This window comes from Streptomyces sp. ALB3 (assembly GCF_044385685.1).
Taxonomy (GTDB): domain Bacteria; phylum Actinomycetota; class Actinomycetes; order Streptomycetales; family Streptomycetaceae; genus Streptomyces.
The window spans coordinates 315075-330217 of the sequence record NZ_JBISCE010000032.1; the positions used below are offsets into that span (position 1 = coordinate 315075).

Sequence of the window (15143 nt, forward strand, 5' to 3'; positions counted from 1 at the left end):
TCCCCCGCCGGTGTCACAGCCTCGGGGTTTTACGTATAACTTCGACGTTCATACGTACCATGTGGGCAGCCTGGGAGTCCATCCCACCGCACCCGACCGTCGCAGCACGGAGGCACGAGTGAGCAGCGCCCAGCAGCCCGCCCCACCCCGGCCCACCAGCCGTGACGTGGCACGGGCCGCGGGCGTCTCGCAGGCCACCGTCTCACTCGTGCTCGGGGACAAGTGGCGGGGCCGGGTCTCGGCGGCGACCGCCGAGCGGGTCCGTGAGAGCGCCCGGGACCTCGGCTACCGGCCGAATCTCGCCGCCCGCAGCCTCCGGCTGGGCCGCACCCGCACCGCCCTTCTGGTCGTCCCCGCGCTCACCAACGAGTTCTTCGCCCGGGTGTACACGGGCGCCGCGGCCGTCGCCGCGGAGCACGACTTCGGCGTGGTCCTCTATCCGTCCCCCGACGGCACCGGGCCGGCCAGGGACCCCTTCGCCTCGGCGCGCGCCGCGCTCGACGGGGTGATCGCCTCGTCGATGGCGGCGGACGCGCTGGGCGCCCTGCGGGGCGCGGACCTTCCTTTGGTCATGCTGGACAGCGACCCCGACGGCCAGGGCGCCGCGGCGCGCGTGAACCTCGACATCGCAGGCGGCATGCGCCAGGTGGCGGGGCATGTGCTGGACCTCGGCCACCGCCGGATCGTCCATCTCGCGTCGGCCGTGGACACCTGGACCTTCGCGGTCCGCGCCAGGGCACTTCGGGAGGCCGTGCGGGAGGTCCCCGGCGCCGCCCTGCGGACCGTGACGGCACCACTGGACGTGCGGGCAGGACGCGAGGCGGCCGAGACGGTCCTGGCCTCCCACGTCCCGCTGCCCACGGCCATCGTCTGCGACGACGACATCCTCGCCGCGGGCGCCTGCAAGGCGGTGCGCAGACGCGGTCTGCGGGTGCCCGACGACATCTCCGTGACCGGTTTCGACGACCTGGCGCTCGCCACCGCGGTGGAACCGGAGCTCACCACGGTGCGCCTGCCGGCCGAACAGGTGGGAGAGCGGGGCATGACGGCCCTGCTGGACGTCCTGGGGGGTCGCCCCGCTGAGCGGCACGACCTCCCGGTGGGCCTGGTGGTGCGCGGCTCCACGGCTCCCCCGCCCAGCGCGTGACAGAGCCTTCCGGCCGCCGCGTGGGCGGCCGGAAGGCTCTGCAACCGCGCTCCGGCCGGGGCGCTAGTCCTTCGCGGTTCCGCCCGGGTCCTCGGCGGGGCCGTCCGTGCCCTTCGCCGGGCTGCCGCCGTCGTCGGGCTCCTCCGTGTCGGAGGGAGCGTCGGTCGGGGTCGCCCCGGCGCCGTCCGCGTCCAGCAGCCTGGTCAGCTGACGGCCGACGATCCTCTTGAACTTGCGCTGCTGCGGCCTCGTGCGGTCGAGGACCGCGACCTCCAGCCTCTCGGCGGGGATCTCCCGCTCGTTGCCGTTGGCCTCGCGGGACAGTGCCTGGACGGCCAGCTTCAGCGCCTCGGCGAGCGACATCCCGTCGCGGTGGCGCTGGTCCAGGAAGCTGCTGATCTGCTCGGCGTTCCCGCCGACCGCGACCGAGCCGTGCTCGTCCACGATCGAGCCGTCGTGCGGAAGCCGGTAGATCTGGTCGCCCTCGGGCCCGGCGCCGACCTCGGCGACCACCAGCTCCACCTCGTAGGGCTTCTCGGCCGCACTGGAGAAGATGGTGCCGAGCGTCTGCGCGTAGACGTTGGCCAGCCCGCGTGCCGTCACGTCGTCGCGGTCGTAGGTGTACCCCCGCAGGTCGGCGTAGCGGACTCCGCCGATCCGTAGGTTCTCGTACTCGTTGTACTTGCCGGCGGCCGCGAAGCCGATCCGGTCGTAGATCTCGCTGAACTTGTGCAGCGCGCGGGACGGGTTCTCGCCGACGAACACAATGCCGTCGGCGTACTGCAGCACTACCAGGCTGCGACCACGGGCGATGCCCTTCCGGGCGTATTCCGCCCGGTCGGCCATGGCCTGCTGGGGTGAGACATAGAACGGCGTCGACACCGGCTATCCGTCCCTTTCTGTCAGTGACGAGTGCGTCGGAGAAGCATCGGGCCGGTCAGAGCAGCGCGGCACGCGGGCCGTCGGGCTGCTCGAGCCGGCGCTCCAGGATCGCTCGCGCGATCTCCGAGGATTCCGCGTCGCTCAGCCTGCGGAAGCCCTCGTCGGTGATGACGGTGACGATCGGGTAGATCCGGCGGGCCACGTCCGGGCCGCCGGTCGCCGAGTCGTCGTCGGCGGCGTCGTACAGCGCCTGCACGACCAGGGTGAGTGTCTGCTCCTCCGTCAGGTCCTCGCGGTACAGCTTCTTCATCGATCCCCGCGCGAAGACGGAACCGGAGCCGGTGGCCGCGTAGCCCCTCTCCTCCGAACGCCCGCCGGTGACGTCGTACGAGAAGATCCGGCCCTTCTCACGGTCGACGTCGTACCCGGCGAACAGCGGGACGACCGCGAGGCCCTGCATGGCCATGGCCAGATTGCTGCGGATCATCGTGGACAGGCGGTTGGCCTTGCCCTCCAGGGAGAGCGTGGCGCCCTCGACCTTCTCGAAGTGCTCCAGCTCCAGCTGGAACAGCTTGACCATCTCCACGGCGAGACCCGCCGTGCCGGCGATCCCCACCGCCGAGTACTCGTCGGCCGGGAACACCTTCTCGATGTCGCGCTGCGCGATCATGTTGCCCATGGTCGCCCGCCGGTCACCGGCGAGCACCACTCCGCCGGGGAACGAGGCCGCGACGATGGTCGTGCCGTGCGGCGCCTCGATGGCACCCTGCAACGGCGGCAGGCTGCGGTTGCCGGGAAGGATCTCGGGTGAGTGGTCGGACAGGAAGTCCATGAACGAGGACGAACCCGGCGTCAGGAAGGCAGCTGGTAGACGCCCGGTGCTACGAGTGTTGGCTTCCACGCGTTTCCCTCCAAGTATGCGATGGCCCTGCGCACGGAGTCAGGATCATCCCCAACTTGCCGATGGCCGGATTGCAGTTGAAGCACTACGCCACGGACCCTACCCGCCCGGTGACGGTGATCAACATGTTCCCGGTGCAGAAGCGCTTCCGTGGGACGCCCCGGTGTGGGCGGGGCGTCCCACGGAAGTCACCGTGCCGACGGCGCGAGCTCGCCGGCGAGCGGTCCGGACCGAATCTCCGGCTGTTACTCGCCGCCCTTTTGCACGAACGAACGAACGAAGTCCTCGGCATTGGACTCCAGGACGTCGTCGATCTCGTCGAGGACGTCGTCGACGTCGTCGCTCAGCTTCTCCTGCCGCTCCTTGAGGTCCTCGGACGCCTGCGCGTCCTGCGCCTGCTCCTCGGTCTCCTCGGTGGAACGTGTCGCCTTCTGCTGTCCGCCGCCGGTGTCCTTGGTCGCCATGTAGCTCACCCCGCTCGGTTCGAAGCACTTGATCAGACCCTACCTACGGGGTCCGACATTGGCCCGGTACTTTCCTCAACGTCCGGAGGTCATCTGATTGATTCCCAGCCGGAGGGCCTTTCAGCCCCCCGTCAGCGTCCGGACCAGCTCTTCCGCGGTGCGGCAACGGTCCAGGAGCGCCTCGACGTGACTACGTGTACCGCGCAAGGGTTCCATGGTGGGGACCCGTTGCAGCGAGTCACGATCGGGCAGGTCGAAGATGACCGAGTCCCAGGAGGCCGCCGCGACGTCGTCCGCGTACTGCTCCAGACAGCGGCCCCGGAAGTAGGCCCTGGTGTCCTCGGGAGGCTTCGTACGGGCCCGTTCCACGTCGTTCTCGTCGAGCAGTCGCTTCATTCTGCCGCGGGCGGCCAGACGGTTGTACAGGCCCTTGTCCGCCCGCACGTCGGCGTACTGGAGATCCACCAGGTGGAGGCGCGGTGCGTCCCAGTCCAGGCCGTCCCGGCGCCGGTAGCCCTCCATCAGCTCCCGCTTCGCGATCCAGTCCAGCTCGCCCGACAGACTCATCGGGTCGTTCTCCAAGCGGTTCAGGGTGTCCTCCCAGCGGGCCAGGACGTCCTTGGTCTGCTCGTCCGCGTCCGCCCCGTACCGCTCCTCGACGTACTTGCGGCTCAGCTCGAAGTACTCCATCTGCAGCTGCACCGCGGTGAGTGTCCGGCCGCTGCGGAGCGTGATCAGCTGCTTCAGCGACGGGTCGTGCGAGACCTGGTGCAGCGTGCGGACCGGCTGGTCGACCGCCAGGTCGACATTGATGAATCCGTCCTCGATCATGGCCAGGACCAGCGAGGTGGTGCCGAGCTTCAGATAGGTCGAGATCTCGGAGAGGTTCGCGTCGCCGATGATCACGTGGAGCCTGCGGTACTTCTCCGCGTCGGAGTGCGGTTCGTCGCGGGTGTTGATGATCGGGCGCTTGAGCGTGGTCTCGAGGCCGACCTCGACCTCGAAGTAGTCGGCACGCTGACTGATCTGGAACCCGTGCTCGTGGCCGTCCTGGCCGATGCCGACCCGGCCCGCACCGGTGACGACCTGGCGGGAGACGAAGAACGGCGTCAGATGGCGCACGATGTCCGAGAAGGGGGTCTCCCTCTTCATCAGGTAGTTCTCGTGCGTGCCGTAGGAGGCGCCCTTGTTGTCGGTGTTGTTCTTGTAGAGGTGGATCGGCTGGGCGCCGGGGATCGCGGCGGCCCGCTCGGCCGCCTCTGCCATCACCCGTTCGCCGGCCTTGTCCCAGAGCACCGCGTCGAGCGGGTTCGTGATCTCCGGTGAGCTGTATTCGGGGTGCGCGTGGTCGACGTACAGCCTCGCACCGTTGGTGAGGATGACATTGGCCAGGCCGATGTCCTCGTCGGTGAGCTGGCTGGAGTCCGCGGTCTCACGGGCGAGGTCGAAGCCTCGCGCGTCGCGCAGCGGATTCTCCTCCTCGAAGTCCCAGCGGGCGCGGCGCGCCCGGTGCATCGCCGCCGCGTAGGCGTTGACGATCTGGGACGAGGTGAGCATGGCATTGGCGTTGGGTTGACCGGGGACGGAGATCCCGTACTCCGTCTCGATGCCCATCACTCGCCGTACGGTCATGCGGCCCTCCTTGCCCGGCGTCGCTCCCGTCCGGGAGCGACGCTCAAGTACCGCTGCTGGTCCGCGGTGCCCGTCCCCGCACTGCGCGACTCGGCGGTACGGCAGAGCCTAGAGCGCCTCCGCGCCGGTGGGGAGATCAATTGCGTCATTGTTCGGGTGTGGCCGGAGCCGCCGGGAAAACGGCCGGCTGCGGATGCCCTGCCGGGCATCCGCAGCCGGTCTGCGTTTTACAGGTACTGTCCGGTATTCGCCACCGTGTCGATGGAACGACCGGTGTCCGCGCCCTGCTTTCCGGTGACGAGTGTGCGGATGAACACGATCCGCTCGCCCTTCTTTCCGGAAATCCTGGCCCAGTCGTCCGGGTTGGTGGTGTTGGGCAGGTCCTCGTTCTCCTTGAACTCGTCCACGCACGCCTGGAGGAGATGGGAGACGCGCAGGCCCTTCTGGCCCTGCTCGAGGAATGCCTTGATGGCCATCTTCTTCGCCCGGTCCACGATGTTCTGAATCATCGCTCCGGAGTTGAAGTCCTTGAAGTACAGGACTTCCTTGTCGCCGTTCGCGTAGGTGACCTCGAGGAAGCGGTTCTCCTCGGATTCCGTGTACATCCGCTCCACGACCGACTGGATCATCGCGTGGGCGGCGGCCTCCTTCGAGCCGGTGTGCTCGGCCAGGTCGTCCGAGTGCAGCGGCAGCGAAGGTGTGAGGTACTTCGCGAAGATGTCCTTCGCGGCCTCCGCGTCCGGACGCTCGATCTTGATCTTCACATCGAGACGGCCGGGCCGCAGGATGGCCGGGTCGATCATGTCCTCGCGGTTGGAGGCCCCGATGACGATGACGTTCTCCAGGCCTTCGACACCGTCGATCTCGGCGAGCAGCTGGGGGACGATCGTGTTCTCCACGTCCGAGCTGACACCGGAACCACGGGTGCGGAAGAGGGATTCCATCTCGTCGAAGAAGACGATGACGGGGGTGCCCTCGCTCGCCTTCTCCCGGGCACGCTGGAAGACGAGGCGGATGTGCCGCTCGGTCTCACCGACGTACTTGTTGAGCAGCTCCGGGCCCTTGATGTTGAGGAAGTAGCTCTTCCCCGCGGGTTGTCCGGTGACCTCGGCGACCTTCTTGGCCAGCGAGTTGGCGACGGCCTTGGCGATGAGCGTCTTGCCGCAGCCAGGGGGGCCGTAGAGCAGGATGCCCTTCGGCGGGCGCAGTTCGTGCTCCTTGAAGAGGTCCGGGTGGAGGTACGGGAGCTCGACCGCGTCGCGGATCAGTTCGATCTGGTCGCCCAGGCCGCCGATCTTGTTGTAGTCGATGTCCGGGACCTCTTCGAGGACGAGCTCCTCGACCTCGCTCTTGGGGACCACTTCGTAGACGTAACCGGACCTGGGTTCGAGCAGCAGGGCGTCGCCGGGGCGGATGGTGATGTCCAGCAAGGGCTCGGCGAGCCTCACCACCCGTTCCTCGTCGGTGTGCCCGACGACCAGGGCGCGCTCGCCGTCCTCAAGGATCTCCTTGAGGGTGACGATGTCCCCGGCCCGCTCGAATTCCATGGCCTCGACCACGTTGAGAGCCTCGTTGAGCATGACTTCCTGGCCTCGCCGGAGGCCTTCGAGCTCGACGCTGGGGCTGACGTTCACCCGGAGCTTGCGGCCCCCGGTGAAGATGTCACAGGTGTCGTCCTCGTTGGCCTGCAGGAAGACACCGAAGCCGGCCGGCGGCTGCGCGAGCCGGTCGACCTCCTCCTTGAGGGCCACGATCTGGTCGCGGGCCTCCCGGAGTGTGTTGGCGAGCCGCTCGTTCTGCGCGGACACGCCTGCCAGGTTGGTCTGCAACTCGACGATCCGCTCTTCGAGAATCCTCGTATGACGCGGAGAGTCGGCGAGCTTACGTCGCAGGACGGCGATTTCCTGCTCGAGAAAGGCAACCTGGCCGGCTGGGTCTTCTGACCCCCGCCCGGGCCGGATGCCGCGGTTGATGTCGTCGTCGTGGGCTGCCACGGTCCTCACCTCCTCCAAGGGGAGCTGGACGCTTCCTGACCCTACCTGGGTGGGTGGTGATTGAAACCCCTAGATCACAAAGACCCGGGAGTGTGTCCGATCTTCACCCTTGCGCTCTCCCTCACGCCAAGGGAATACCCACCCTTCGGCATCCAAAAGCAGCCGGTTGTATCGTCGAAGCGTCCAACACCCGTCAGGGCTGGCTTCAATTGGTGCAGATACGCAGGGAACGGCAGGACTCATGACCGTGCAGCAGGACGCTCCGGGCGACAGTGACACGCAGGACCTCGAGGTCTGGATCGACCAGGACCTCTGTACGGGCGACGGCATCTGCGTGCAGTACGCGCCCGAGGTGTTCGAGCTGGACATCGACGGCCTGGCGTACGTGAAGAGCGCCGACGACGAACTCCTCCAGGACAAGGGCGCCACCACACCGGTGCCCCTGCCCCTCCTCCAGGACGTGGTGGACTCCGCCAAGGAGTGCCCGGGCGACTGTATTCATGTACGTCGCGTTTCGGACAACGTGGAGGTCTTCGGGCCGGACGCGGAGTGACGTCTCAGACGCCCCGCGCGGTGCTCGCGGCGGGCGTCGCCGACCTGACGAACGCGCTGCCCTTCCATCGCCAGGTGGCCTTCTCCAGTTCGTCGGGGCAGCAGCGGGGCACCTCGGCCGAGGAGTAGCCGAGCAGGGTGGCCGAGATCCGGCCGTCACGGACGGTGAAGTCGGTGACGTTGAGTTTCTGAGCGGGGTCCACCAGGGTCGCCACGACCCGGGGCGGGGCCCCGCTCGGCTGCGTGACGACGTAGATGCCACTGGGCGGGGTGCCGGACCCCGCCGCGCAGCGGACGACGGCCACGGTCTCCGGCCGGCCGTCCCCGTCGAGGTCGCCGGGCGCGCTGTCGGCGACGGTCCGTCCCGCGGCGCCGCAGTCGAGCGGGAAGGCGACGCTCTCCGGGTCGGGCGCCGGCGTGCCGCCGTGCTGCGTGGCGACCCGTTGCTCGGAGGCCTCGGCCGTGGCGGTGGCCGCTTCGGGCTGGAGAAGACCTGCGACGGCGACGACCGCCGCCATCGCCGTCGCCGTGGCGAGCCAGTGCACCGCCTTGGCGCCGGTGTGCGCGAGGTCCGGGAGCGCGGAGGTCTGCACGCGGTGTGTCTCCTGTGGTCCTGGAGGCGTGGATGGGCGGTGCCGGACGGGTGCCGGCGGGCGGGGGGTGGCCAGCATCGTGCCACACCTCACACCCGAGGGGAACGGCGGGGTCGTCCCGGCGACGAAAGGCGCCGCCCGCCGGGCTCCCGGGTCGGCCGGGGAACTCGGTGGCGGCGCCTGCGTTCTGTGCGGGTCAGTCGCGGGTGGCTGAGCCGCTCCGGCTGCCGGGACCGTCGTAGTCCTCGCCGTAGGCACCCTTGGACGGGCGGCGGCGGCGCAGCGGCGGCTCGACGCCGTCCGCGAGGCGGCGGGCGGTGACGAGGAAGCCGGTGTGGCCGATCATCCGGTGGTCGGGCCTGACGGCCAGACCTTCCACGTGCCAGTTGCGGATCATCGACTCCCAGGGCTGCGGTTCGGCGAAGCAGCCGATCTCGCGGATGGACTCGACGGTCCGCGAGAGCTGGGTCGTCGTCGCGACGTAGGCGCAGAGGATGCCGCCGGGCACGAGGGCCTTGGACACGGCCTCGAGGCACTCCCACGGGGCGAGCATGTCGAGGACGACACGGTCGACGTCGGTGTCCGAGAGGTTGTCCTGGAGGTCGCCCACGGTGAGCTGCCAGGCGGGGTGCGGCGAGCCGAAGTAGCGCTCGACGTTCTGCTGGGCGATCTCGGCGAAGTCCTCGCGGCGCTCGTAGGAGTGCAGCATGCCCTGCTCGCCGATCGCGCGCAGCAGGAAGGTGCTGAGCGAACCCGAGCCGACACCGGCTTCGACGACGCGCGCGCCGGGGAAGATGTCACCGAAGGCGAGGATCTGGCCCGCGTCCTTCGGGTAGACCACGGCGGCACCGCGGGGCATGGACAGGACGTAGTCGGGGAGCAGGGGGCGCAGCGCGAGATAGGCGACGTTTCCCGTGGTACGGACAACACTGCCCTCGGGAGCACCGATCAGCTCGTCGTGCGGGAAAGAACCCTTGTGGGTGTGGAAGTTCTTTCCGGCTTCGAGCGTGAAGGTGTAGTGGCGTCCCTTGGGGTCGGTGAGCTGGACCTGGTCCCCGACTTTGAATGGGCCGCGACGGCGGGCGGCACCGGTCGGTTCGGACATGTGACCAGCCTACCGGTATTTCGCGGGCCGCTTTCCGGGGTGTCAGGCCGCGGGGCGGGCCATCGCCTTGATGAAGGCGCGCTCGACGTCGGCGGTGGACAGGACGCCGTAGATCTCACCGGTCTCCTCGACCACCAGGTACTCGGTGGCCGGAGTGGCCTTCAGCCGGTCGAGGAGGGCCTCGCCCGCCAGCTCGGCGGGGACCTTCATGCCGTCGGTGAGGTCCTGGGCCAGGCCGCTGACGGCCACCCAGGGACGGCGGTGCTCGGGTACTCCGACGATGGCCGCCTCCCTGACGACGGCCTTCGGGGTGCCCTGTCCGTCGACGACGACGAGGGCGCGGGCCCCCGCCTCGTTGGCGCGGCGCAGCGCCTCGGAGAGCGGGGTGGCCGCCTCGACGGGCACGGCGCGCCGGGTGAGGGTGCGGGCGCGCAGTTCGGGGAGGTGTTCCCGGAGCCGGGCCGTCCGCAGGCTGTTCCCCGCGCCGGTCCAGATGATCGCCGCGAGAATCGCCGCGAGGAGGGCGTCGGTGACGGTCTCGAACCCGCTGATCTCACCGGTGGCGCTCCCGAGGGCACCTGTGTGGGTGAGCAGCGGCAGGCCGACGAAGACGGTGATGGCCAGGCCCCGGCCGACCCAGGCGGCGGCGACGGTGCCGCTCATCGGCTTGCCCGTGATCTTCCAGACGACGGCGCGGAGCATGCGTCCGCCGTCCAGGGGGAGGCCGGGCAGGAGGTTGAAGGCGGCGACGATGAGGTTGGAGATCATCAGGCCGGCGAGGAGCACGCCCGGCACGGTGCCCGCCTCGACGAACTGGAGCGGGATGTAGAAGAGGCCGCCGAGAATGAGGGAGAGCAGAGGCCCGACGAAGGCCAGGACGAACTCGCGGCCCGGCGTCTCCGATTCCTTCTCGATCTCCGAGACCCCGCCGAAGAACTGGAGCTGGATACGGCGCACCGGCAGCTTGTAGCGGAGGGCGGCGACGGTGTGGGCCAGTTCGTGCACGAGCACGGACGCGTAGAAGGCGATCGCGAAGAAGAGCGCGACCAGGTAACGGGCTCCGCCGAGCTCGGGAAGGACCCGGTCGAGCTGGCCGCCGAAGACCCAGGTGATCAGTGCCGCGACGACGAACCAGCTGGGTGCCACGTACACCGGCACTCCGAACGGGCGGCCCATGAGGAGGCCGCCGCCCGGGTCTGCCGGGCGTCGCGGTTTGCCCTTGCCGGGTCCGGAGCCGGGGTCCGTGCCCCCTGCGCCGGGCTGTGGGCGCCCGCTGTCGCCGCTCTCGTCCACGGGGTCCCTCCGGTCGGTGGCCTCTGCCACGATCATGCTGTGCGCGAGCTCTGGGGTCGATGGTATGCCGCTGGGTGTCAGTGGCGGGCCGTAGGGTCTGCGACATGACGTCCGCACCGCGCCCGCCTCAGCCACCCTCGTCCCTGTCGCCGTCGCGCGCGAGCGATTTCATGCAGTGCCCCCTGCTGTACCGCTTCCGGGTCATCGACAAGCTCCCCGAGAAGCCCAGTGAAGCCGCTACCCGTGGCACGCTGGTGCATGCCGTCCTGGAGCGTCTGTTCGACGCCCCGGCGGTGGACCGTACGCCGCCGAAGGCCAAGGCCCTGATCCCCGGTCAGTGGGACCGGCTGCTGGAGGCGAAGCCCGAGCTGTCGGACCTGTTCGAGGGGGATCCCGCGGGAGAGCGGCTCGCGGGGTGGCTGAGCGAGGCGGAGCGGCTCGTGGAGCGGTGGTTCTCCCTGGAGGACCCCACCCGCCTGGAGCCGGCCGAGCGGGAGCTGTTCGTCGAGACGGAGCTGGATTCAGGGCTGAAGCTGCGCGGCGTGATCGACCGCGTCGACGTGACCCCGACGGGTGACGTCCGCATCGTGGACTACAAGACGGGCAAGGCGCCCCGGCCGGAGTACGCGGAGGGCGCGCTGTTCCAGATGAAGTTCTACGCCCTGGTGGTGTGGCGCCTGAAGAACGTGGTGCCGCGCAGACTCCAGCTGGTCTATCTGGGCAGCGGCGACGTGCTGACGTACGACCCGGTCCCGGCGGACCTCGAGCGGGTCGAGCGCAAGCTGCTGGCGCTGTGGGACGCGATCCGGACGGCCACCGAGACGGGCGAGTGGCGTCCGAGGCCGACGAAGCTCTGCGGCTGGTGCGACCACCGGTCGGTCTGTCCGGAATTCGGGGGGACTCCCCCGGTCTATCCGCTGTCCGTCCGCCCGAGGGAAGCCGGGGAGGCTGTGCAGGGCAGAATGGAGCCGGCCCGGTCCGAGGCCGGTCGTCCGGTGGCCCTCGAAGGCCCTTAAGGAGTTCATGTGGCTATCCGCGTCCTGCTCGTCGATGACCAACCGCTGCTGCGCACCGGTTTCCGGATGATCCTGGAGGCGGAGGGCGATCTCGCGGTGGTCGGTGAGGCCGGTGACGGCCTGCAGGCCATCGACCAGGTGCGGGCGCTGCAGCCCGACGTGGTGCTCATGGACATCCGGATGCCGCGGATGGACGGGGTCGAGGCGACCCGCCAGATCACGGGTCCGGGACGGGACGGCCCGGCGAAGGTACTGGTGCTGACGACGTTCGATCTCGACGAATACGTGGTGGAGGCCCTGCGTGCCGGCGCCAGCGGCTTCCTGCTGAAGGACGCACCGGCCGTCGAGCTGGTGCAGGCCATCCGGGTGGTGGCCGCGGGAGAGGCGATGCTGGCGCCGAGCATCACCCGCCGGCTGCTCGACAAGTACGCCGACCATCTGCCCTCGGGCGAGGATCCCGTCCCGGACGCCCTTCACACCCTCACCGAGCGCGAGCTGGAGGTGCTGAAGCTGGTGGCGCGCGGACTGTCCAACGCGGAGATCGCGGCCGACCTGTTCGTGAGCGAGACGACGGTCAAGACGCACGTGGGCCATGTGCTGACGAAGCTGAGCCTGCGCGACCGCGTGCAGGCGGCCGTCTACGCGTACGAGAGCGGACTGGTGCGGCCCGGAGCCCAGTAGCGGGGCGGGGCGGGGACGAAACCGGCGCGGGCCGGGGCCATGGGCCCCGGCCCGCGCCGGTTTCCGGAGGATGCCGGGTCAGGACTCTCCGCGCCCGAGTTCCCAGAGCTGGAGGTCGGCCGAGGAGTTGACGGCCCATTCGACCCCGGTCACCCCGTCGAGCGAGGCGACGTACTGCTTGCCCTGCCAGACCGGGAGGACGGGGACGTCGTTGGCAACGATGTCCTGGAGCTTCTCGAAGGCCGGAGCCGCGGCACTGCGGTCCGCCTCGCGGCGGGACTGCGGGATGAGCGTCTTCTGCGCCTCGATCGACTCGTACGGCGAGTTGAGGAAGTTGTTCTCGTCGAGGAACGGCGCCGTGTAGTTGTCCGCGTCCGGGAAGTCGGGGAACCAGCCCATGCCGTAGACGGCGTACTGGCCCTTCTTCTGTGCGGGGCGGTACTTGTCCCAGGGCGTTCCCTTGACGTCGACCTGGAACAGCTTCGAGTCGTTGAGCTGCTTCGCCAGCGTCTCGAACTCGGACTTGGTGGCGGGTCCGTAGTGGTCGGTCGTGTAGTTCAGCGTGAACTTCACGGGGGTGGTGACGCCGGCCTTCTTCAGGGTTGCCGTCGCCTTCGCGACACTGGGCTCGCCGTACTTGTTGAAGAACGAGTTGGTGTGGCTGGTGATGCCTGACGGGATCAGCGAGTAGAGCGGCTCGGCGGTGCTGCCGTACACCTTGCTCGCGATGGCACCGCGGTCGATGACCTGCGCCATCGCCTGGCGCACGGCCTTGTCCTTCACCACGGGGTCCTCGGTGTTGAACGCGAGGTAGCTGATGGCGAGGCCGGGCATCTCGGTGAGCTTCACGCCCTCCTCGGGCTCCGCCAGCATCGTCTGGGCCTGCTCGGGCGACATGGTGCGCGTCATCATGTCGATCTTCTTGTCGTCGAGCGCCTTGCCCATCGCCTCGGCGTCCGGGAAGAGATCCAGTTCGACCTTCTGGTTGTTGATCTTCAGGTCGCCCTTGTACTTCGGGTTCCTGGTGAAGACCACCTTGACGACCTGGTTGTCCTTGACCTCCGGCTCCATGGTGTACGGGCCGGACCCGTCGACCTGGAAGCCGTCCCGGGCGGCCTTCGCCGGGTACTTGTCCTTCTGGACGATGCCCGCGGACGGCGTGGCGAGCTTGTAGGGGAAGGTCGCGTCAGGCGTGCTCAGGTGGAAGACGACCTGGTTGTCACCCTTGGTCTCGATCGTGTCGATGTTGGCGAGCAGACCGACCGGGCCGCTCTCGTCCTTGATGTCGAGGACGCGCTGGATCGAGTACTTCACGTCCTCCGGAGTGACGGGGGTGCCGTCGGCGAAGGTGAGTCCGTCGCGCAGCGTGCAGCGGTAGCTCTCGTTCTCCGTGTCGGTGAAGGCGCAGCTCTCGGCCGCCTCGGGCACCGGCTCACCACCGCCACGCGGAATGTGGGTCAGGGTCTGCACGGTCTGGCGCAGCACGTTCCACACTCCGGCCTCGTAGCCGATGGCCGGGTCGAGCGGGGCCGGGTTGTCCTTCGAGGCGATGAACTGGTCCGTCGTCCCGACCACGATGGCGTCGCCCCCGTCGTCCGACCCGCCACAGGCGGCGAGTACGGGCGCGAGCAGGCCCACTACGGCCGGCAGCACCAGCGTCTTGCGGTTCATCTGGACGTTCTCCCTCAGTCCGGCATGTGAGAAAACTGAGATTAGTAGGCGCCGAAGGGGGACTTGACCGGTGCCGGACGGCCGTGAATTCGCTCGGTGATCACCGATGACGGGTTGTCCATGTCACGCTCAGGAATGTTTCGTGCGCACCTCTACCAATGCGGACGTATGGGGGTCACGAAACGGACAGCCGGGCCCATCCCGAGGGCTGCGGGACGTCACGTCAAGTGACGAACGTCACGCTCCCCCGGTATCGACTAGATTGACATGGACCTGATTTGCGCGGGGGATGGCCGCCGTCGGCGGGCGGTCTTCACACCGGTGCGGCCGCCGCCTCCGACGAGGAGGTCTCCGGGACACCGGCGGTCACTCGTGGTCGACCAGGCCCCGCAGGAAGGCGAGGTCCACGTGCTCCAGGGAGGGTACGACCGCCCTCCCGGGCGCGGGGGCGATGGGCGACACGGACGGCACGGCGACGACACGGCACCCCGCCGCCTCGGCCGCGGCGACTCCTGTCGCGGTGTCCTCCACGACGGCGCAGCGCCAGGGATCCGCCCCGAAGCCCGCCGCAGCCGCGAGGTACGGCTCGGGGTCGGGCTTGGTACGGGTGACCTCGTCCCCCGCCACCGTGAGCGCGAAGTGGTGGCGCCCCACGGAGTCCAGGACCCGCTCGATGATGCGCCGGTGCGAGGCCGAGACCAAGGCGGTGGGCACCTGGTGCGCGGCGAGTTCGGCGAGCAGCCGGGCGGCGCCCGGCATCAGCGGCACCCCGCGGCCGATGCGCTTCTCGAAGCGGTCGTTGAGCAGCACGGTGAGTTCCTCGATGGCGATGTCGGCACCGGTGACCTCGATGAGATAGCCGGCGCTGCGGGTCATCGGCCCGCCGACGACCACTTCACGCCAGGACTCCTCGAGCCGGTGACCGAGGTCGGCGAAGACCTCCACCTCCACGTCCCACCAGAATCCTTCGGTGTCGACCAGTGTGCCGTCCATGTCGAGAAGGACCGCTTGCAGCGCGGACCCTTCGGCCGTACGGGTCAGGGACGCGGGGACCGTACTGGTCATCCGGCACACCTCCATGAGGGACGAGAAGGCCGGCCGCCGTCCCGGTGGGAACGGCGACCGGCCTGCACTGGACCGACAATTCTACGACTCGTCTGCTCACGACGCGTGGAGTGATGCATTACCGCGCGTTGAACGGTGTCCTACCGT

15 protein-coding genes are annotated in these 15143 nt (G+C 69.1%); 4 read left to right on the forward strand and 11 right to left on the reverse strand.

Annotated features, from left to right (window positions below; genetic code table 11):
• Nucleotides 1-118: 118 nt before the first annotated feature.
• A complete protein-coding gene (locus ACHFIV_RS20875; protein WP_398971090.1) occupies nucleotides 119-1147 on the forward strand; it encodes a LacI family DNA-binding transcriptional regulator in 1029 nt (342 codons plus the stop codon).
• A gap of 63 nt (nucleotides 1148-1210) precedes the next feature.
• On the opposite strand, the gene prcA is transcribed toward ACHFIV_RS20875, so the two are convergent.
• The 6 genes from prcA to arc all read right to left on the reverse strand — a co-directional run bounded on the left by prcA (nucleotide 1211) and on the right by arc (nucleotide 7020).
• Entirely contained in the window at nucleotides 1211-2029 is an 819-nt protein-coding gene (prcA, locus tag ACHFIV_RS20880; protein ID WP_398971092.1) for a proteasome subunit alpha, read from the reverse strand.
• A 55-nt stretch (nucleotides 2030-2084) separates the two neighbouring features.
• Nucleotides 2085-2930 (reverse strand): proteasome subunit beta, encoded by an 846-nt coding sequence (gene prcB / locus ACHFIV_RS20885; RefSeq protein WP_398971095.1) that lies wholly within the window; start codon nucleotides 2928-2930, stop codon nucleotides 2085-2087.
• The gene (locus ACHFIV_RS20890; protein ID WP_398971150.1) at nucleotides 2882-3070 is read right to left on the reverse strand and encodes an endonuclease domain-containing protein; all 189 of its coding nucleotides are present in this window, start codon (nucleotides 3068-3070) and stop codon (nucleotides 2882-2884) included. The genes prcB and ACHFIV_RS20890 overlap by 49 nt, the downstream gene beginning before the upstream one ends.
• Before the next feature lie 105 nt (nucleotides 3071-3175).
• Entirely contained in the window at nucleotides 3176-3394 is a 219-nt protein-coding gene (locus tag ACHFIV_RS20895) for a ubiquitin-like protein Pup (RefSeq protein WP_203185214.1), read from the reverse strand.
• Between the two features lie 120 nt (nucleotides 3395-3514).
• Complete coding sequence (dop, locus tag ACHFIV_RS20900; RefSeq protein ID WP_398971099.1) at nucleotides 3515-5026, reverse strand: depupylase/deamidase Dop; 1512 nt, start codon at nucleotides 5024-5026, stop codon at nucleotides 3515-3517.
• A gap of 227 nt (nucleotides 5027-5253) precedes the next feature.
• On the reverse strand, nucleotides 5254-7020 hold the full coding sequence (gene arc / locus ACHFIV_RS20905; protein ID WP_398971102.1) for a proteasome ATPase: 1767 nt from the start codon (nucleotides 7018-7020) through the stop codon (nucleotides 5254-5256).
• A gap of 241 nt (nucleotides 7021-7261) precedes the next feature.
• On the opposite strand from arc, the gene ACHFIV_RS20910 reads away from it, so the two are divergent.
• Entirely contained in the window at nucleotides 7262-7573 is a 312-nt protein-coding gene (locus ACHFIV_RS20910) for a ferredoxin (protein ID WP_398971104.1), read from the forward strand.
• A 4-nt stretch (nucleotides 7574-7577) separates the two neighbouring features.
• Here the strand turns inward: ACHFIV_RS20910 and ACHFIV_RS20915 are convergent, their stop codons facing one another.
• The 3 genes from ACHFIV_RS20915 to ACHFIV_RS20925 form a co-directional block, all read right to left on the reverse strand.
• Nucleotides 7578-8165, reverse strand: a complete 588-nt coding sequence (locus tag ACHFIV_RS20915; protein ID WP_398971107.1) for a hypothetical protein — start codon at nucleotides 8163-8165, stop codon at nucleotides 7578-7580.
• 196 nt (nucleotides 8166-8361) lie between these two features.
• Nucleotides 8362-9270 carry a tRNA (adenine-N1)-methyltransferase gene (locus ACHFIV_RS20920; protein ID WP_398971110.1) on the reverse strand — a complete coding sequence of 303 codons (909 nt, stop codon included), beginning with the start codon at nucleotides 9268-9270 and terminating at the stop codon, nucleotides 8362-8364.
• A 42-nt stretch (nucleotides 9271-9312) separates the two neighbouring features.
• Nucleotides 9313-10563: a site-2 protease family protein gene (locus ACHFIV_RS20925; protein ID WP_398971152.1), complete on the reverse strand. Its 1251-nt coding sequence runs from the start codon at nucleotides 10561-10563 to the stop codon at nucleotides 9313-9315.
• 170 nt (nucleotides 10564-10733) lie between these two features.
• Between ACHFIV_RS20925 and ACHFIV_RS20930 the strand changes: the two genes are divergently transcribed.
• Both ACHFIV_RS20930 and ACHFIV_RS20935 read left to right on the forward strand, forming a co-directional pair.
• Complete coding sequence (locus ACHFIV_RS20930; RefSeq protein WP_398971154.1) at nucleotides 10734-11579, forward strand: RecB family exonuclease; 846 nt, start codon at nucleotides 10734-10736, stop codon at nucleotides 11577-11579.
• 9 nt (nucleotides 11580-11588) lie between these two features.
• A complete protein-coding gene (locus ACHFIV_RS20935; protein ID WP_398971112.1) occupies nucleotides 11589-12260 on the forward strand; it encodes a response regulator in 672 nt (223 codons plus the stop codon).
• Between the two features lie 78 nt (nucleotides 12261-12338).
• Here the strand turns inward: ACHFIV_RS20935 and ACHFIV_RS20940 are convergent, their stop codons facing one another.
• Together ACHFIV_RS20940 and ACHFIV_RS20945 are read right to left on the reverse strand one after the other, a co-directional pair.
• Nucleotides 12339-13931 (reverse strand): ABC transporter substrate-binding protein, encoded by a 1593-nt coding sequence (locus ACHFIV_RS20940; protein WP_398971114.1) that lies wholly within the window; start codon nucleotides 13929-13931, stop codon nucleotides 12339-12341.
• 366 nt (nucleotides 13932-14297) lie between these two features.
• Nucleotides 14298-14996, reverse strand: a complete 699-nt coding sequence (locus ACHFIV_RS20945; protein WP_398971116.1) for an HAD family hydrolase — start codon at nucleotides 14994-14996, stop codon at nucleotides 14298-14300.
• Nucleotides 14997-15143: the final 147 nt, after the last annotated feature.